21 protein-coding genes are annotated in these 17,256 nt (G+C 66.4%); 7 read left to right on the plus strand and 14 right to left on the minus strand.

Translation table 11 applies throughout. The features are described 5' to 3' along the window. Complete coding sequence (gene ychF, locus RBB34_RS06820; RefSeq protein WP_306118445.1) at positions 1 to 1,104, plus strand: redox-regulated ATPase YchF; 1,104 nt, start codon at positions 1 to 3, stop codon at positions 1,102 to 1,104. A 76-nt stretch (positions 1,105 to 1,180) separates the two neighbouring features. Here ychF and RBB34_RS06825 read toward each other — a convergent pair whose 3' ends face one another. The 7 genes from RBB34_RS06825 to RBB34_RS06855 all read right to left on the minus strand — a co-directional run bounded on the left by RBB34_RS06825 (position 1,181) and on the right by RBB34_RS06855 (position 7,841). Next, positions 1,181 to 1,390 (minus strand): DUF2892 domain-containing protein, encoded by a 210-nt coding sequence (locus tag RBB34_RS06825; protein WP_306118446.1) that lies wholly within the window; start codon positions 1,388 to 1,390, stop codon positions 1,181 to 1,183. 73 nt (positions 1,391 to 1,463) lie between these two features. After that, positions 1,464 to 2,339, minus strand: a complete 876-nt coding sequence (locus RBB34_RS06830; protein ID WP_306118447.1) for a DMT family transporter — start codon at positions 2,337 to 2,339, stop codon at positions 1,464 to 1,466. Positions 2,340 to 2,346: 7 nt separating this feature from the next. Beyond that, positions 2,347 to 2,886, minus strand: a complete 540-nt coding sequence (locus RBB34_RS06835) for an adenine phosphoribosyltransferase (RefSeq protein WP_306118448.1) — start codon at positions 2,884 to 2,886, stop codon at positions 2,347 to 2,349. A gap of 115 nt (positions 2,887 to 3,001) precedes the next feature. Then, the gene (locus RBB34_RS06840) at positions 3,002 to 3,838 is read right to left on the minus strand and encodes a cytochrome c1 (RefSeq protein WP_306118449.1); all 837 of its coding nucleotides are present in this window, start codon (positions 3,836 to 3,838) and stop codon (positions 3,002 to 3,004) included. A gap of 29 nt (positions 3,839 to 3,867) precedes the next feature. Beyond that, positions 3,868 to 5,184, minus strand: a complete 1,317-nt coding sequence (locus tag RBB34_RS06845; RefSeq protein ID WP_306118450.1) for a cytochrome b N-terminal domain-containing protein — start codon at positions 5,182 to 5,184, stop codon at positions 3,868 to 3,870. Positions 5,185 to 5,197: 13 nt separating this feature from the next. Next, on the minus strand, positions 5,198 to 5,773 hold the full coding sequence (gene petA / locus RBB34_RS06850) for a ubiquinol-cytochrome c reductase iron-sulfur subunit (protein ID WP_306118451.1): 576 nt from the start codon (positions 5,771 to 5,773) through the stop codon (positions 5,198 to 5,200). Positions 5,774 to 5,930: 157 nt separating this feature from the next. Then, entirely contained in the window at positions 5,931 to 7,841 is a 1,911-nt protein-coding gene (locus tag RBB34_RS06855; RefSeq protein ID WP_306118452.1) for an ABC transporter ATP-binding protein, read from the minus strand. Positions 7,842 to 7,949: 108 nt separating this feature from the next. Between RBB34_RS06855 and RBB34_RS06860 the strand changes: the two genes are divergently transcribed. Then, a complete protein-coding gene (locus RBB34_RS06860) occupies positions 7,950 to 8,141 on the plus strand; it encodes a type II toxin-antitoxin system HicA family toxin (protein WP_306118453.1) in 192 nt (63 codons plus the stop codon). A gap of 48 nt (positions 8,142 to 8,189) precedes the next feature. Further along, entirely contained in the window at positions 8,190 to 8,612 is a 423-nt protein-coding gene (locus RBB34_RS06865; RefSeq protein ID WP_306118454.1) for a type II toxin-antitoxin system HicB family antitoxin, read from the plus strand. Positions 8,613 to 8,632: 20 nt separating this feature from the next. Here RBB34_RS06865 and RBB34_RS06870 read toward each other — a convergent pair whose 3' ends face one another. Beyond that, positions 8,633 to 10,483, minus strand: coding sequence for an ABC transporter ATP-binding protein (locus RBB34_RS06870; RefSeq protein ID WP_306118455.1), 1,851 nt, complete (start codon positions 10,481 to 10,483; stop codon positions 8,633 to 8,635). Between the two features lie 11 nt (positions 10,484 to 10,494). Then, positions 10,495 to 10,770 carry a hypothetical protein gene (locus tag RBB34_RS06875; protein ID WP_306118456.1) on the minus strand — a complete coding sequence of 92 codons (276 nt, stop codon included), beginning with the start codon at positions 10,768 to 10,770 and terminating at the stop codon, positions 10,495 to 10,497. A gap of 267 nt (positions 10,771 to 11,037) precedes the next feature. Between RBB34_RS06875 and RBB34_RS06880 the strand changes: the two genes are divergently transcribed. Beyond that, the gene (locus tag RBB34_RS06880; protein WP_306118457.1) at positions 11,038 to 11,517 is read left to right on the plus strand and encodes a tRNA (cytidine(34)-2'-O)-methyltransferase; all 480 of its coding nucleotides are present in this window, start codon (positions 11,038 to 11,040) and stop codon (positions 11,515 to 11,517) included. 6 nt (positions 11,518 to 11,523) lie between these two features. On the opposite strand, the gene RBB34_RS06885 is transcribed toward RBB34_RS06880, so the two are convergent. Then, the gene (locus tag RBB34_RS06885; protein WP_306118458.1) at positions 11,524 to 11,985 is read right to left on the minus strand and encodes a GNAT family N-acetyltransferase; all 462 of its coding nucleotides are present in this window, start codon (positions 11,983 to 11,985) and stop codon (positions 11,524 to 11,526) included. Positions 11,986 to 11,989: 4 nt separating this feature from the next. Next, positions 11,990 to 12,232, minus strand: a complete 243-nt coding sequence (locus tag RBB34_RS06890) for a hypothetical protein (RefSeq protein ID WP_306118558.1) — start codon at positions 12,230 to 12,232, stop codon at positions 11,990 to 11,992. Positions 12,233 to 12,377: 145 nt separating this feature from the next. Between RBB34_RS06890 and hemF the strand changes: the two genes are divergently transcribed. Together hemF and RBB34_RS06900 are read left to right on the plus strand one after the other, a co-directional pair. Beyond that, positions 12,378 to 13,292, plus strand: coding sequence for an oxygen-dependent coproporphyrinogen oxidase (hemF, locus tag RBB34_RS06895; RefSeq protein ID WP_306118459.1), 915 nt, complete (start codon positions 12,378 to 12,380; stop codon positions 13,290 to 13,292). A 128-nt stretch (positions 13,293 to 13,420) separates the two neighbouring features. Further along, a complete protein-coding gene (locus tag RBB34_RS06900) occupies positions 13,421 to 13,600 on the plus strand; it encodes a DUF1059 domain-containing protein (protein ID WP_306118460.1) in 180 nt (59 codons plus the stop codon). A gap of 2 nt (positions 13,601 to 13,602) precedes the next feature. Here RBB34_RS06900 and RBB34_RS06905 read toward each other — a convergent pair whose 3' ends face one another. Genes RBB34_RS06905 through RBB34_RS06915 form a run of 3 tightly spaced genes read right to left on the minus strand, consistent with a single transcriptional unit; the run spans position 13,603 to position 16,087 of the window. Beyond that, positions 13,603 to 14,835 carry a CCA tRNA nucleotidyltransferase gene (locus tag RBB34_RS06905; protein ID WP_306118461.1) on the minus strand — a complete coding sequence of 411 codons (1,233 nt, stop codon included), beginning with the start codon at positions 14,833 to 14,835 and terminating at the stop codon, positions 13,603 to 13,605. Then, positions 14,832 to 15,467 carry a CoA pyrophosphatase gene (locus RBB34_RS06910; protein WP_306118462.1) on the minus strand — a complete coding sequence of 212 codons (636 nt, stop codon included), beginning with the start codon at positions 15,465 to 15,467 and terminating at the stop codon, positions 14,832 to 14,834. Before RBB34_RS06910 ends, RBB34_RS06905 begins: the two co-directional genes overlap by 4 nt. Next, positions 15,464 to 16,087, minus strand: coding sequence for a DUF1285 domain-containing protein (locus RBB34_RS06915; protein WP_306118463.1), 624 nt, complete (start codon positions 16,085 to 16,087; stop codon positions 15,464 to 15,466). The genes RBB34_RS06910 and RBB34_RS06915 overlap by 4 nt, the downstream gene beginning before the upstream one ends. Positions 16,088 to 16,247: 160 nt before the next feature. Here RBB34_RS06915 and RBB34_RS06920 point away from each other — a divergent pair, with 160 nt between their 5' ends. Continuing rightward, positions 16,248 to 17,252, plus strand: a complete 1,005-nt coding sequence (locus RBB34_RS06920) for a MoxR family ATPase (RefSeq protein WP_306118464.1) — start codon at positions 16,248 to 16,250, stop codon at positions 17,250 to 17,252. Positions 17,253 to 17,256: the final 4 nt, after the last annotated feature.

Raw genomic sequence — 17,256 nt, forward strand, 5'->3', positions numbered from 1 at the left:
ATGGGTTTCAAATGCGGCATTGTCGGCCTGCCCAATGTGGGCAAGTCGACGCTCTTCAACGCCCTGACGAAAACGGCCGCCGCGCAGGCGGCCAACTATCCGTTCTGCACCATCGAGCCCAATACGGGCGAGGTCGCCGTGCCAGACCCGCGCCTTCGCGAGATCGCCGCGATCGCCAAGTCGAAGGAAGTGGTGCCCACGCGCATTTCCTTCGTCGATATTGCCGGGCTGGTGCGCGGCGCCTCCAGGGGCGAGGGCCTCGGCAACCAGTTCCTCGCCAACATCCGCGAGGTCGACGCGATCGTCCATGTGCTGCGCTGTTTTGCGGATGACGATGTCACCCATGTCGAGGGCCGCGTCGATCCGGTCGCCGACGCCGAGACCGTCGAGACCGAACTGATGCTGTCCGACCTCGACAGCCTGGAGCGGCGCATCGTGCAGGTGCGCAAGCGCGCCACCGGCAAGGACAAGGAGGCAACGACCATCCTGCCCGTGATGGAGCGGGCGCTGGCGCTGCTCCAGGACTCACGGCCCGTGCGGCTGATGCTCGACGGCATCGCGGCCGAGGATCTGGCGATCCTGAAGAGCCTGAACCTCCTGACGTCCAAGCCGGTGCTCTATGTCAGCAACGTGGCCGAGGACGAGGCGGCGACCGGCAATGCGCAGTCTGAGGCGGTCGAAAAGATGGCCGCCGAGCAGGGCGCCTCGAGTGTCGTCATCTCGGCGGCGATCGAAGCCGAGATCGCCCAGTTGGATGCGGACGAAGCGGCCGAGTTTCTCGACACGCTCGGGCTCGAAGAGCCCGGCCTCGACCGGCTGATCCGCGCCGGCTACGAACTGCTCGACCTGATCACCTTCTTCACGGCCGGCCCGAAGGAGACGCGCGCCTGGACCGTCGGCAAGGGCGCCCGGGCGCCGCAGGCCGCCGGCCAGATTCACACCGATTTCGAAAAGGGCTTCATCCGCGCCCAGACCATCGCGTTCGACGACTATGTCGCGCTCGGCGGCGAGACCGCCGCCAAGGAAGCCGGCAAGGCCCGCGACGAGGGCAAGGACTATGTGGTGCGCGACGGCGACGTGATGCTGTTCAAGTTCAACGTGTGAACCGGCACGCGCGGCACCGAGGGTCTGCTGCGTATCACCACGGGCCGTGCCGTCCCGCCCTGGCAGCCGCCGTCGGTCAGGCGTGCTTGTCGCCGCGCGTGTTCATGCCGAGCACCGAATAGAGCGCGCAGCGCGACAAGGCGCCGGTGGCAAGAAGGATCACCCCGGCAAGGGCGACGATCCAGCCCCACCCGCCCATATCGACAAGAAAGAACAGGGCCAGAAGGACGATCCCCGCGACGATGCGGATGATGCGGTCGGTCTTGCCGACATTGACTTCAAACATTGACCATCTCCATGGGTTCGCTTGCGGTATGGTCATGTATCGACGATTGCTGATAGAGCCGCCTTGCGGCAGATCAAGTCGCACGCCAATGGCCACCGCGCAGCTTCACGATGCCCGAGGAGATGGCGAGACCGGCCAGGATGAGCGCGCCGCCGGCGAAGACCGGCCAGCCCGGCCGCTCGCCGAGAAAGACGATGCTCGCCAGCACCGAAACCGCCGGCATGAGCATGATGAAGGGCGTGACCTGCGAGACCGCGTTGCGCCGCATCAGGTCGAACCAGATCGCATAGGCCAGCGCGAAGGTGACCAGCGCGATGAAGGCAAGCCCGGACCAGGCGGCCGGCGAGGCGGTGGTCAATGCGGTCCACTGGCCGGATTCGAAGGCGATCGTGAAGATCAGCAGTTGCGCGGCGCCATGGAGCGAAACGCGCCTGAGCAGCACCGCGCCGTCGTCGCGCCCCAGCTTTGCGATCAGCACCTGGCCAAGTCCCCAGACCGCGCCGCCGACGGTCATCAGCACGACGAAGAACGGGTCGGGCCGCTGCGCGGGCAGACCCGCGATGACGATCACCCCGGCAAGCGCCAGCACGAATGCGCCGAGCTTGGAAGGCCGAAACGCTTCGGTGCCCAGCAGCCACGCCCACAGCACGGCCAGCGGCACCTGAAACTGCGCGATGATCACACCGGTGGAGGCCTCGAGCCCCCTGAGCGCCGAGAAGATCAGCGCCGCCTGCCCGGAAACGGCAAACAGCGCGATCAACGCGGCAGCGCCCTGCGGCGTCGCCGCCGGCCGACGATCGATCGCCATGAGCACGAGCGCCGTGGCCGCAAAGCTGATCGCCATGATCAGGATCGGAGGGAACTGCTCCATGGTCGGCTTGATGACGGTGAATCCCAGGCCCCACATGGACACGACGAAGACGGCCAGAGCGATATCGCGCGCATTCATGGTGCAGTCAGTCGCCTTCGAACTCGATCAGCGTGCGCACCGGCACGCCGAGCGCCTCGATCTTGCCGCGCCCGCCAAGGTCGGGCAGGTCGATGACGAAACAGGCCGCGATCACGTCCGCGCCCATCTGCTGGAGCAGCTTGACCGCGCCTTCGGCCGTCCCTCCGGTTGCGATCAGGTCGTCGACGAGGATGACCTTCTCCCCCGCCCGGACCGCATCCTTGTGCATCTCCATCTCGTCGACGCCATATTCGAGGCTGTAGGCGATGCGCACGGTCTCATGCGGCAGCTTGCCCTTCTTGCGGATCGGCACGAACCCGGCCGAGAGCTGATGCGACATCGCCCCGCCCAGGATGAAGCCGCGCGCCTCGACCCCGGCAATCTTGTCGATCTTCGTGCCGGCATAGGGATGCACCAGTTCGTCGACCGATCGCCGGAACGCCGAGGCGTTGCCGAGCAGCGTGGTGATGTCGCGGAAGACGATGCCCGGCTTGGGATAGTCGGGTATGGAGCGGATCGCTGCTTCGAGCGTTTCGCGAAGTGTCATCGATGGCGGCCTCGCACGGATTTCAAACGCGCCATTGATAGTCAGTCGGCACGCCCGGGCCAACGAAAAAAGGGCGCCGAAGCGCCCTTCATGGTCATCGGGCCGGCCGGGCCGATCAGTGATCAAGCCGCGACCAGACCTGCTTCTTGGTCAGATAGAGCAGCGCGGCGAAGATCAGAAGGAAGACCATGACCCTGAAGCCCAGTTCCTTGCGTTCCTCCATGTTCGGCTCGGCCGCCCACATCAGGAAGGCCGCGATGTCCTTGGACATGTTCGAGACGGTCGCGGGCGTGCCGTCGTCGAACTCGTGCATGTCGGGATAGAGCGGCTGGGCCATCGCCAGCGCCACGCCACTGGCGAAATAGGGGTTGTACCACAACCCGTCCGGCACGGTGACGTCCTCGGGGACTTCCTCCTCGTAGCCGGTCAGAAGCGAGTAGATGTAGTCGGGCCCGTTTTCGGCATACATGCGGAACGGGTCGAGCACGAAGGCGGGAAAGCCGCGAATGGGCGCGCGTGCCTTGGCGATCAGCGACAGGTCCGGCGGATAGGCGCCGCCATTGGCCGCGCGCGCCGCTTCCTCGTTCGGGAAGGGCGAGGGGAACGTGTCGGCCGGCGTCGCCGGCCGGAAGAACATGTCGCCGAATTCGTCCGGGCCGTCCTCGACCTCGTACTGGGCGGCCAGCGCCTCGATCTGATCGTCCGAATAGCCGAGATCGGAAAGGGTCCGGAACGGCACCAGGCTCATGGCGTGGCAGGCCGAGCAGTTCTCGACATAGATCTTCAGTCCGCGCTGAAGCTGGGCGCGGTCGAAGGTGCCGAACGGTCCGGCGAACGACCAGTCCTGCTCGCGCGGATCCTTCTTGGGATATTCGGTGGCGGCCTGGGCGCTCGCGGCAACCAGTCCGAGCGCGATCGCGGCGGCACCGAGCTTTGCAATCAACTGTTTCATTGCCTTGTCCTTGTCCTTGGTGCCGTCCGTCAGCCCTTGTCCTGAGGCGCGGCCGTGGCGCCGCTTGGCTGCTGTGCGCCGCCGCCCTTCTTCGCGGATTTCTCCAGCACCGCCTCGGTGATCGAGTTGGGCAGCCGCCGCGGTCTTTCGATCAGGCCGAGCAGCGGCATGACGATCACGAAGAAGGCGAAGTAGAAGGCCGTGGCGAACTGCGCCATGGCGACATAGATGCCCTCGGCCGGCTGCGACCCGAGCCAGCCAAGGAAGATGGAATTGGCGACGAACAGCCAGAAGAACAGCCGATACCAGGGCCGGTAGACCGCCGAGCGCACCTTGGAGGTGTCGAGCCAGGGCACGACGAACAGGATGAGCACGGCGCCGAACATGGCGATGACGCCGCCCAGCTTGGCCGAGATCGGGCCGATATCGAAGGTGATCGCGCGCAGGATCGCGTAGAACGGCAGGAAGTACCATTCGGGCACGATATGCGCCGGCGTCACCATGGGATCGGCCGGGATGTAATTGTCCGCATGGCCCAGATAGTTGGGCATGTAGAAGACGAAATAGGCATATGCGGCCAGGAAGATGACCAGCGCGAACGCATCCTTGATCGTCGCATAGGGCGTGAACGGCACGGTGTCGGTCTTCGACTTGACCTCGATGCCCGTCGGGTTGGTCTGCCCGGTCACATGCAGCGCCCAGATATGCAGGATGACCACGCCCGCGATCATGAACGGCAGCAGATAGTGCAGCGAGAAGAAGCGGTTGAGCGTCGGGTCGCCGACCGCATAGCCGCCCAGCAGAAGCTCCTGGATCGGCACGCCGATGATCGGAAAGGCGGTGAAGAAGCCGGTGATCACGGTGGCGCCCCAGAACGACATCTGGCCCCAGGGCAGCACATAGCCCATGAAGGCGGTCGCCATCATCAGCAGATAGATGATGCAGCCCAGGATCCACAGCAATTCGCGCGGCGCCTTGTAGGAGCCGTAATAGAGCCCGCGTGCGATGTGCAGATACACCGCCACGAAGAAGAACGAGGCGCCCACCGCATGCATGTAGCGCAACAGCCAACCCGAGTTGACGTTGCGCATGATGTGCTCGACGCTGTTGAAGGCCTTGTCGGCGTCGGGCACATAGTGCATGGCCAGAACCACGCCGGTGAGGATCTGCACCACCAGCATGATCGAGAGCATGCCGCCGAAGGTGTAGGCGTAGTTTAGATTGCGCGGCACCGGGAACGCAACGAAGCTGTCATACATCAGCCGCGGCAGCGGCATGCGATCGTCGACCCATTTTCCGACGCCGGACTTGGGCGTGTATGTGCCATGCTGTTCGTGCTGAGCCATTGCTTATGCCTCCTCAGACCTGGTCGGTGCCGACGATCAGTGTCGTCCCGTCGGCGAACACATAGGGCGGCAACGGCAGGTTGGTTGCGGCAGGTCCGCGCAGGATGCGCCCGACCATGTCGAACACCGACCCGTGGCACGGGCAGAACCACCCCTCGGGCGCGTTGTCCACGGTGTTGGGCACACAGCCCAGATGGGTGCAGGTGGCCGAGACGATGACCCAGTTGGCCGGCTCGCCGTCCGGACCCGAGATGCGCTCGCGGGCCGGAACGAATTCCTTCATGTCGCCTTCGCCAAGATCGTCGGCAGCGGCGATCTCCTCGTCGAGCAGTTGCCGGATGAAGTAGGGCTTGGAGCGCCACGTCACCACAATGGTCCCGCCAGGCGAGATCGCGCCCAGGTCCACGGTGATCGGAAGGCCGGCGGCGCGCACCTGGGCATCGGGGCGCATCTGGTCGATGAACGGCCAGGCCGCGGCGGCCGCGCCGACCGCGCCCATCATTCCGGTTGCAACATAGATGAAGTCCCGGCGGGTCGGCAGCTCGCCGTCCTGCTCCTGGCCCGTGTCATTGTGGGTCGCGTCGGTCACGGAGACGTCCTTTCCTGGACAACGAAATATGCGTCAAAAAGTCAGGAATTGCGCGCAATCGCGCCACATTTCGGACCGCTAACTATGCCGCCGCGCATCGCTTGTCCAGCCCGGGCAAGGCGATGAAGACACTGTGTCGCAAACCGGCCGGACGGGCCTATTCGGCGGCCTCGGCAAAGCTCAGGAAACCGCCCGACTGGCGCGTCCACATCTTCGCGTAAAGACCGTTCGGCTCGCGCAGCAGTTCGTCGTGCCGGCCCACCTGCACGATGCGGCCCTGGTCGATGACGACGAGCCGGTCCATCGCGGCAATGGTCGACAGCCGGTGCGCGATGGCGAGCACCGTCTTGCCCTCCATGAGCTGGCCGAGATTGTCCTGAATGGCAGCCTCGATCTCCGAATCGAGCGCCGAGGTCGCCTCGTCCAGGATCAGGATCGGCGCGTCCTTGAGCATGACGCGCGCAATGGCGACCCTCTGGCGCTGTCCGCCCGACAGCTTGATGCCGCGCTCGCCGACATGGGCGTCATAGCCGCGCCGGCCGCGCGGATCGCGCGCGTCGAGAATGAATTCGTGCGCCTTGGCCTTCTTCGCCGCCGCCTCGATCTGCGCGTCGGTGACGCCATGCCGGCCATAGGCGATGTTGTCGCGCAGCGAGCGGTGCAGAAGCGAGGGCTCCTGGCTGACCACGCCGAACTGGCGCCGCAGCGAGGCCTGCGTGACATCGGCGATGTCAATGCCGTCAATGGTGATGCGGCCGGCCTCGGGCTCGAACAGGCGCAGCATGAGCGACACGATGGTCGACTTGCCTGCGCCCGACGGGCCGACAAGGCCGACCTTTTCGCCCGGCCGAATGTCCAGGTCGAGACGTTCGAACAGACGGGTGTCGTCCTTGCCGTAGTTGAAGCGCACGCCTTCAAAGCGGATATGGCCGTGCGTGCGCGGCAAGTCGATCGCATCGGCGCGATCGCGGATGGTCGGTTCGACCGAGATCGTCTCGACCGCGTCCTGCACCGTCGAGAAGGCGCGGATCAGCCCGTTGATGTTGAACATCATCCAGCCCGACATCTGGTTGAGACGGAAGACGAGGCCCATCGTCGCCGCGATCGCGCCGGTGGAGATCGAGCCGGCCATCCAGGCCGAGATCGCGATCGCGGCCACCGCGGTCATCATCAGCCCGTTGAGCACGGCGACCGACGTGCGCACCAGCGTGATCATCCGGGTCAGATGGGTGACCGCGCCCAGATAGTTGCCGAGCGCGCCCTTGACGTCGCCATGCTCGCGCCGGCCGGTGTCGAACAGCTTGACCGTCATGATGTTGGTGAAGATGTCGACCAGCCGCCCGTTCAGCACCGAGCGTTCGTTGGCGTTGTTCTTGCCGGCGGCCCGCAGCCGCGGCAGCAGGAAGCGCACGATCAGCGCATAGCCGGCGCCCCAGACGGCGACCACGACGCCCATGCGCCAGTCGAGCGTTGCCAGCACGGTGAAGGTCAGGACGATGAAGGTCAGGAACGACCAAAGCGACTGCAGCGAGGTGACGATGAAATCGCCCACCGATTCGCCCGCCTGCATGATCTTGGTGGCGATCCGTCCGGCGAAATCGTCCTGGAAGAAGGCGTAGGGCTGTTCGATCACCCGGCGGAACGACTGCCAGCGCACCATGGTGTAAAAGCGCGGCACGATGATCTGCTGTTCGACGATCGCCGCGCCGACCATCACCGCCGCGCGCACGACCAGCAGCAGGAAGGCGAGCCCGGCGAGCTGCCAGCCATGCTCGCGCAGCAGCGTTTCGGGCGTTGCATTGTCCAGAATGTCGATCAGCCAGCCGACCGCCCAGTAGAGCGCCGCATCGACCGCGCCGACCAGCCCGCCGACGATCAGCAGCGCGATGAACGGCCATTTCGCCTGCCGCGCGAAATAGGCGATGAACTGCCAGGCATTGCGCGGCAGCACCTCGCGGTTGGTGTCCTCGAACGGGTCGACGAACCGCTCCACCCGGTTCCAGACCGGATGGTCGGTCTGCCGATAGGTGGGATCGGGCTCCTGATCGGTATTGCCGTAGCGGGCCATCTATCCGCCTCCTTCCGTCTCGACCAGACCGATGTTTCGAGCGGCGGATCGTCCAGCCTTGAAATTCGGACTTAAATGTCCGAAGCTATGCTCACGGACGGAGCTGTGATGACACGAACGCAATTCATCCGCAGGCTTCGCAGGATCGCCCGCAAGAACGGGCTCGAGTTCGAGTTGGATAACAGCCGCGGCGCGGGGTCGCACTACATTGTCCGCGTCGGCGACAAGAGAACGACGGTGCAAAGCGATCTCAATCCCAGACGCATCGAGCGCATCATGAAACAGCTCGGTCTCAAATAAGGCCCGAAGTCGGCCGTTCGGAAACCGGTGCAGCAAAGGAGACCAGCAGTGCAGCTTCTCTATCCCGCGACGATCGACACCGAAGAAGGCGAGTTTGTCGTCACCTGCGACGACGTCCCCGGCGTTCTGGCGTTCGGAGACACGGAGGCGGCCGCGCTCGCCGAAGCCCGAGAGGCGCTGGGGGCGATGTTGCTTCACATGGTCGCCAACGGCGAGCCGATCCCGACGCCGTCGGCGCACGGCACGGGACCGCTCGTGGCACCCCATGCCCGCGACGCCGTCAAGCTCGCTCTGATCGCCGCGGTCGCCGATGCGGGCATATCCAAATCCGAACTCGCCGCGCGGCTGGGGCGCGACGAGGCGATCGCACGGCGTCTTCTCGATCCGCGGCACGCGTCCCGGCTGGAACTGATGGAGCAGGCACTGGCCGCTCTGGGCCATGAGCTTCTCATCAGCTCCCGCGCCGCATAGGGACGTGGTTGTCGACAACGTCACTCCGCCGCCTCCGCACTGGCGTCGACACCGATGAACCCGCCCGATTGGCGCGCCCAGAGCTGGGCATAAAGCCCGCCATTGGCGACCAGTGCGTCGTGGCTGCCCTCCTCGATGATCGCGCCCTGGTCCATCACCACGAGGCGGTCGAGATTGGCGATGGTCGACAGCCGGTGGGCGATCGCGATCACGGTCTTGCCTTCCATCAGCGCGTTCAGATTGTCCTGGATTGCCGCCTCGACCTCCGAATCGAGCGCCGAGGTGGCTTCGTCCAGCACCAGGATCGGCGCGTTCTTCAGGAATACCCGCGCGATCGCGATGCGCTGGCGCTGGCCGCCCGACAGCTTGACGCCCCGCTCGCCGACATGGGCGTCGTAGCCGGTGCGCCCCTGCAGATCGAACAGGCCGAGGATATAGTCATGCGCGTTGGCTCGTTTCGCCGCCTCGATGACCTGATCGTCGCTCGCCTCGGGATTGCCATAGGCGATGTTGTCGCGCACCGAACGATGCAGCAGCGAGGTATCCTGCGTGACCACGCCGATCTGCCCGCGCAGGCTGTCCTGGGTGACGCCGGCGATGTCCTGGCCGTCGATGCGGATCTGCCCGCCCTCCAGATCGTAAAGTCTGAGCAGCACGTTCATCAGCGTCGATTTGCCGGCTCCCGACCTGCCGACCAGGCCGACCTTCTCGCCCGGTTCGACGGTCAGCGACAGATCCTCGATCACCCCGCCCTCCTTGCCGTAGTGAAAGCGGATGCGGTCGAATTCGATTTCGCCGCGTTCGACGACCAGCGTCCTGGCATCGTCGCGGTCGGTGACCGCCTGCGGCCGGGCAATGGTATGCATGCCGTCCTCGGCCATGCCGATATTCTCGAACAGGCCGGCCAGTTCCCACATCACCCAGTAGGACATGCCTTCAAGACGCAGCACCAGGCCAACGGCGACGGCGACGGCGCCGACGGTGGCGTTGCCGCCCGTCCAGCCCCAGATGCCGATCGCCGCCACCGAGAACAGCAGCAGCGCATTGGCGATGTCCAGGCTCACATTGAGCTTGGTGACGAGCCGCATCTGCGGATGCACCGTGTCGAGGAACTGGTCCATCGCCTCGCGGGCATAGCGTTCCTCGCGGCCGGCATGGGCGAACAGCTTGACCGTCATGATGTTGGTGTAGCTGTCGACGACCCGGCCGGTCATGGTCGAGCGCGCGTCGGACTGCAGTTCGGAGATGTGGCGCATCTTGGGCAGATAGTGCCACATCAGCGCAACGTAGGCGGCGAGCCAGCCCAGGAACGGCAGCATAAGCCAGGCCTGCAGCGTCGCCAACAGCACCAGCGCGCCGCCGAAATACACGCCCACATAGATGAAGATGTCGACAACCTTGGTCACCGATTCGCGCACGCCCAGCGCCGCCTGCATCACCTTGGTGGCGACGCGGCCGGCGAACTCGTCCTGGTAGAACCCGAAGGACTGGCCGAGCATGTAGCGGTGCGCCTTCCAGCGGATGACCATCGGGAAGTTGCCGAAGATCGTCTGATGCATGATCAGCGAATGGAACAGGCCGGTCAGCGGCAGACCGACAACGATGATGAAGCCCATCCAGAACAGCGTCCAGCCCTCCTCGGCCAGGAACGTGCTCGGATCGGCGTTGGCGAGCCAGTCGACGATATTGCCCAGAAACGAGAAGATCAGCACCTGCAGGATGCTGATCACCGCGGTCAAGGTCGATGTCAGCGCCAGCCAGGGCCAGATGTCCCTGGTATAGTGCCAGAAAAAGGCAAGCAGTCGCCGCGGCGCCTGGTCGGGGCGCTGCGGCGGGAACGGATCGATGCGGGTTTCAAACCAGGAGAACATGCGGGCAGCCTCTAGTGAACACATAGGTGGTAAGCGTCGCGGCGAAATCCACCATCGCGACGCATCGATTCGCCCTTGGGCGCGCATGCCGGCGGCACCGAACGGCCGGCGCTCTGCCCCCGGCTCGCCGGATCGGCCGTCAGAAGCGGCATCAGGAGCCCGGCAATGACACCGGCCACAGCGACCGCGGCGAGCACCGCGCGGGCGGCGAAGCGAAGCGTGTCGCCAGACGGGCGGGCAGACGGGGTACGCGGGACCGGAACCCGCAAGATGATGTCGACGAACATGACCGTATTCCGTTTTGGAGAACCAAACCGGCGGTCACGACATGTGTTGGATTGTGGGGGTCGGAACCGCTGGTGCTAATCAGCCGCAAGGGGCGCTGGGAACGTCAGCATGCCCGTGCGCGGCGCGAACGGGACATTCGGGCTGACAGCCATCATGATTTTCATGCCCGCCTCCTGTTCGTGAGCACCAAGGATGGGCTTGCCATACCGCCCCGCCGGCGCAAAGACAAGTCCGGGGCCACACGCACAGCCAGGCTGCTGACAATAGTGACCGATCCGCCACACACGCCCGGTGCGCATGTCGCGCTGTTCCAGCCCGACATTGCCGGCAACACCGGCACGATCCTGCGCACGGCCGCCTGCCTGGGCCTGGTCGTCCACGTCATCGAGCCGGCGGGGTTCGACCTGTCCGACCGGGCGCTCAGGCGCGCCGGCATGGACTATCTGGCCATGGCGGCCCTCACCCGCCACGACGACTGGGCCGGGTTCGAGGCCTGGCGCGCCGGCCAGGGCCTGCGGCTCACCTTGCTGACAACCAAGAGCGACCGGCCCTACACCGACCATGCCTTCGCGCCCGGCGAGATCCTGCTGTTCGGTTCCGAATCGGCGGGCGTGCCGGACCATGTGCACCAGGGCGCTGACGCCCGGCTGACCATTCCCATGATCGAAGGCGCGCGCTCGCTGAATCTGGCGGTGTCGGTCGGTATCGTCGCCGCCGAGGCGATCCGGCAACGCCGGGCGCGGTGACGGCGCTCAGGCGGGCGCCCGTGCCGGGGCACGCATGTCGCGATGCGCGATGCCCGCATCCATGAACTCGTCCGAGCAGGCGACAAAGCCGAGCTTTTCGTAGAACGCCATGGCGTGCACCTGGCTCGACAGGAACAGATGGCGGCCCGCCGCCTCCGGCCGCCCGGCAAGGTCGGCCATCATGAAGCGCATCAGCGCCGCGCCAAGCCCCTTGCCGCGATGGCTCGGCAGCACCGCGACGCGCTGCACCTTGAACCGGTCGGCGAGCACGCGCACCCGCGCCGTCGCGACGGCCTCACCGCCCGCAAAGCCCAGATAGTGCAGGCATTGCTCGTCCAGCCCGTCGCGTTCCAGGGCCGGCTCGACGCCCTGCTCGACCACGAACACCGCATGGCGGATCGCAAGGCAATGAAGCAGATCGCCGGGCGCGCCGGCCCGGCGCAGGGTCCAGGGGGCGGTGTCGGTCATCGGCTCAGTCGGCACTGGGCAGGCGCCGCATGGTGAACTCGATGACATCGCCCTCGAGCACGCGCCAGCTTTCGACCTGCGTCCAGTAGGCGGCCTTGGGAAACTGCTCGAACCATTCGCGCGCCTTCTTGCGCGCTTCCATGCGCTCCAGACGATAGGTCTGCCGCACGAATCCGCTCTGCCCGCTCTGGCGGGCGGCATTGATGTGCCGGCTGATCAGCGCACGCGGTGGTTTGGGCGGTGCCATGTCGAACCTCGATCGCCATACGATATCACAAGCCGGCCCGCCGCCAAGTCCGGCGATGGCCCTTGATGTGCGTCGCGCGCCCTCCCTTGGCAAGGTGCGCCCCACGCGATAGGCACGCATGGTCACACGCGACCAAGGGAGAACCATGACCGAACGCCCCAACCTGCCGCCCGGACTGCCCGCCGATATCGCCGACAAGCAGGCGCGCGCCAGGGCGTGGTTCGAGGAATTGCGCGACCGCATCTGCGCCGCCTTCGAGCAGCTCGAAGACGAGGTCGCCGGCCCGTTCGCCGAATACGCGCCGGGCCGGTTCGAGCGCACCCCCTGGCAGCGCGACGAGGGCGCGGGCGGCGGCGGCGTGATGTCGATGCTTCACGGCCGGGTCTTCGAGAAGGCCGGCGTCCACACCTCCACGGTCCATGGCGAATTCTCCGAGGAGTTCCGCAAGCAGATCCCCGGCGCCACCGAGGACCCGCGCTTCTGGGCCTCGGGCATTTCGCTGATCGCCCATCCGCAAAACCCCAACGTGCCGGCCGTGCACATGAACACGCGCTTCGTGGTGACCACGTCGTGGTGGTTCGGCGGCGGCGCCGACCTGACCCCCGTGCTGGACGCGCGGCGCACCCAGACCGACCCGGACACCGAGGCCTTTCACAAATCGTTCCAGCTGGCCTGCGAGAAACATCCCGTCGCCGACCATCCGCGCTTCAAGGCCTGGTGCGACGACTATTTCTTCCTGCACCATCGCGGCGAGCCGCGCGGCATCGGCGGCATCTTCTACGACTGGCAGCATTCGGCCGACGAAGCCGGCGGCTGGGAGGCCGACTTCGCCTTCACACAGGATGTGGGACGGGCCTTCCTGGTCGTCTATCCCCATCTGGTCCGGCGCAACTTCAACCAGGCCTGGACCGACGATCAGCGCGAGGAGCAATTGGTGCGCCGCGGCCGCTATGTCGAGTTCAACCTGCTCTACGACCGCGGCACGATCTTCGGTCTGAAGACCGGCGGCAATGTCGCCTCGATCCTGTCGTCCATGCCGCCCGCGGTGAAATGGCCGTAGCGCATCCTCGCCCGGCCCGCTGCCGAAAATTGAGGCATCACGATTTGACCTGCATCAGGGTAAGCTCGCGCACATTGCCGTCAGATTGCTGTGTACCGTGACGGCAAAGCGAAACCGTGGAGGCTTTGATGAAGGAATTCAGGTGCGGCGAACTCGTCCCCGGCTGCGACTGGCATACGAGCGCCGACAGTGAGGCGGAAGTCGTGCGCCGGGCGAGCGAGCACTTGCGCACGGCCCATGGCGAGGACCATATCCGCCCCAACATGGTCGACGAGATCAAGAAGCGGATCCACGATACGCCCAACTAGGCTCAGGCCCTCGCCTCGGCCATCTCCAGCAACCTGGCCCGGTCCAGCGCAAAGCCGCTTTCCACCCAGGCGTCCTCGAGCGCGCGCAGGGTTTCGCCAAGGCCCGGCCCGGCAGGATGACCGCGCGCCAAAAGGTCCTTGCCGCGCACCGGGAAATCCGGCCGCTGCCAGGCCTGCGCATGCGCAAGCAGCGCGGCGAGCGCGGTCGTCGCGTCATGGTGCGGTCCGTGCCGGGCGATCGCAAGCCGCAGCCGGTCGATGACCGCCTGCCGGTCGGCGCGGTAGAGCACCCGCTCGAGCGCATCGAGCGGCGTCGCCGGATCGAACTCGCCGATCCGCGCGGCGGCCACCAGCCGGTCGCGCACCACGTTTGCGACCTTCCAGCGCTTGGCGAGCCCGCGCACCGTCGCCTCGCGCAATGGCATCAGCGTCATCAGCCGCAGCACGGCGTCCGGCGTCCACGAAAAGGCGCGTTCCGCCGCCATCAGCCCGTGAATGCCGTCAATGCCCCATTTCTCGCTTTCGGGCAGCACCAGCGACAGCACCCCGGACTGGCGCATCCACAACAGCGCCCGCGTGGGATCGCGGGCATCGAGCAGCCTGCGCATTTCGGCCCAGACCCGCTCCGCCGACAGTCCCTCGGCGCCCTGCCTGAGCCGCGCGCACGCCTTCAGCCCCTCGGCGTCGGGGCGGCCATCGCCATACCAGGCGAAGAAGCGGAAAAAGCGCAGAATGCGCAGGTAGTCCTCGCGGATGCGCGCCTCGGCCTCGCCGATGAAGCGCACGGTGCGGCTTTCGATGTCGGCCCGGCCGCCGACGAGATCGAAGATCTGCCCTTGCGCATCGGCATAAAGCGCATTGATGGTGAAGTCGCGCCGCTCGGCATCGTGCCGCCAGCTGCGCCCGAACTCGACCACCGCGCGCCGTCCGTCCGTCTCGACGTCCTCGCGCAGCGTGGTGACCTCGAACCCCTTGTGGTGGATCACCGCCGTCACCGTGCCGTGTTCCATGCCGGTGTCGACCGCCTTGATGCCCGCCGCGGTCAGCCGCCGCATCGTCTCGGCGGGCAGCGCCGTCGTCGCGATGTCGATGTCGGTGACCGGATGGCCCATCAGCGTGTTGCGGATCGCCCCGCCGACCACGCGCGCCTGCTCGCCATCGGCGGACAGGACGCCGAGCACCTGCTGCAGGTCGGGATCGGCCAGCCAGTCCGCCTCGATGCGGTCGTCACTCACGCGTAAAGCCTTTCGTACAGGAGCCGGATGATGCCGGCCGTCAAGCCCCATATGCGCCGTTCGCCATACGGCATTTCGTAGAATAGCCGCCGCCTGCCGTTCCACACACGGCTGACGGTGCGGTGATTGCCCTGATCCATGAGAAAGCCCAGCGGCACCTCGAAGATCGCTTCCACCTCGTGCGGGTTGGCGCGCATCGGCGGGTCGCCCTCGATCACCGCCAGCACGGGATGGATGCGAAAGCCCGAACCGCTCAGATAGACGGGCAGTTCACCGACCGGCCGGATCAGCCGCGCCGCGATTCCGGTCTCCTCCTCGCATTCGCGCACCGCCGCCGCAACCGGTGAGGCGTCATGAGCATCGATCCGCCCGCCCGGAAAGGCGATCTGGCCCGAATGGGTGCGCAGCGCCTTGGTGCGCTCTGTCAGAAGCAGTTGCGCCTGCCCGTCGCGCTCGACCGCCCCGACCAGCACCGCCGCCTCGCGCGTGGCATTGGCGCGCACCCAGTCGGCCATGTCGGGATTGATGGTGAAGTCGCCGACCTCGGGCGCGCCGTCGCCGGCCGCCGCACGCCGGGCGCGGGCAGCGAAGTCGTCGGTATCGATGCGCCCGACGCCGGGGGCAGGCCTCACGGCGCCATCTCCTCGAGCGCCGCGCTTTCCATGAGGGGGAACGCCATGGCGTGCGAGCGCATAACGAACATCGAACGCCCGTCCACCGTCTCGTGCCCGCCAAGGCCGATCAGGTCGTACGTCACCGCGCGCGTGACCAGCGCTTCGAGCCGACCGCGCACGAGCAAATAGGGCTTCACGCCCATCGTTTCGGGCTCGATCTCAAAGCGCAAGGGGTGGTCGGGACCGGCCTCGACCAGGTCGCCCACATTGGTGCGGAAGGTCAGCACCTGGGCGCCGTCGCGACGCTCGCCGCGATGCATCTCGACCGCCAGGAACGGCGCGTCGGCGACGCGGATGCCGACCTTTTCCACCGGCGTGACAAGATATGACCGGCCATCGGCATCCTTGCGCAGTACGCTCGCAAACAGCTTGACCAGCGCCGACCGGCCGATCGGCGTGCCCAGATATAACCACGTGCCGTCGGCGGCGATTTCCATGTCCAGATCGCCGCAGAACGGCGGATCCCAGCGGTCGACCGGCGGCGCGGTGCGACCGCCATCGGCCCGCTCGATCATGGCCTGCAGGCCGGGCAGGTCCAAAGATGGGCCGAATGCCTTGGATTTGCCGCTTTCAGCCATTCAGCTTCCCTTGTGACAACGCGCGCGAATCGCCATCGGACCGGTACTGCGGTGCCGCACGACCGGCTGCGGAGTCACGAAATAGTCACCCCGTCTGGACTTGTCAGCACTGGGCCCTGATTTACCTTGAAACAATTGCCGCAGCATACGGAGCCCGTCCATGAGCGTTCATGCCGCCGAGACCGTCGATGAAACCCAGATCGTGGCCGAGGCCGAGCAGGCGCTCAAGGACATCGCCACCGTCAAGGCCGAGATCGCCAATGTGATCTTCGGCCAGGAGCGCGTGGTCGAAAACGCCATCGTGTCGATCCTGTCGGGCGGCCACGCGCTTCTGGTCGGCGTGCCCGGCCTCGCCAAGACCAAGCTGGTCGACACGCTCGGCACCGTGCTGGGGCTCGACAGCGGCCGCGTGCAGTTCACGCCCGACCTGATGCCCGCCGACATCCTGGGCTCGGAAGTGCTCGACGAGGACGAACACGGCAAGCGTCAATTCCGCTTCGTCAAGGGTCCCGTCTTCACCCAGCTCCTGATGGCCGACGAGATCAACCGGGCGAGCCCGCGCACCCAGTCGGCGCTGCTGCAATCCATGCAGGAATATCACGTCACCGTCGCCGGCCGGCATTACGACCTGCCCGCGCCGTTCCATGTTCTGGCAACGCAGAACCCGCTCGAGCAGGAGGGCACCTATCCCCTGCCCGAGGCCCAGCTCGATCGCTTTCTCATGCAGATCGACATCTCCTATCCCGAGCTGGAGGCCGAAAAGCGCATCCTTCTGGACACCACCGGCATCGACGCCGCGGTTGCCCGCCCGGTCATCGGCGCCGCCCGCCTGCAGGATCTGCAGAGGCTGGTGCGCCGCATGCCGGTGCCCGAGAGCGTGGTCGCGGCGATCCTGGCACTGGTGCGCTCGGCCCGTCCCGGCACGGGCATCGAGACCACCGACAAGAACGTCGCCTGGGGCCCCGGGCCGCGCGCCAGTCAGTCGCTCATGCTGTGCGCCCGCGCCCGCGCGCTCTATGACGGCCGCTTCGCGCCCTCGGTCGACGATGTGCGCGCGCTCGCCGAGCCGATCCTCAAGCATCGCATGGCGCTCACCTTCGCCGCCCGCGCCGAGGGCATGGATGTCGGCACGGTGATCGCCGGGCTCGTCGATGCGATGGAGTGACGCT

The sequence above is a fragment of the Roseitalea sp. MMSF_3546 genome (assembly GCF_030732865.1).
Taxonomy (GTDB): domain Bacteria; phylum Pseudomonadota; class Alphaproteobacteria; order Rhizobiales; family Rhizobiaceae; genus Roseitalea.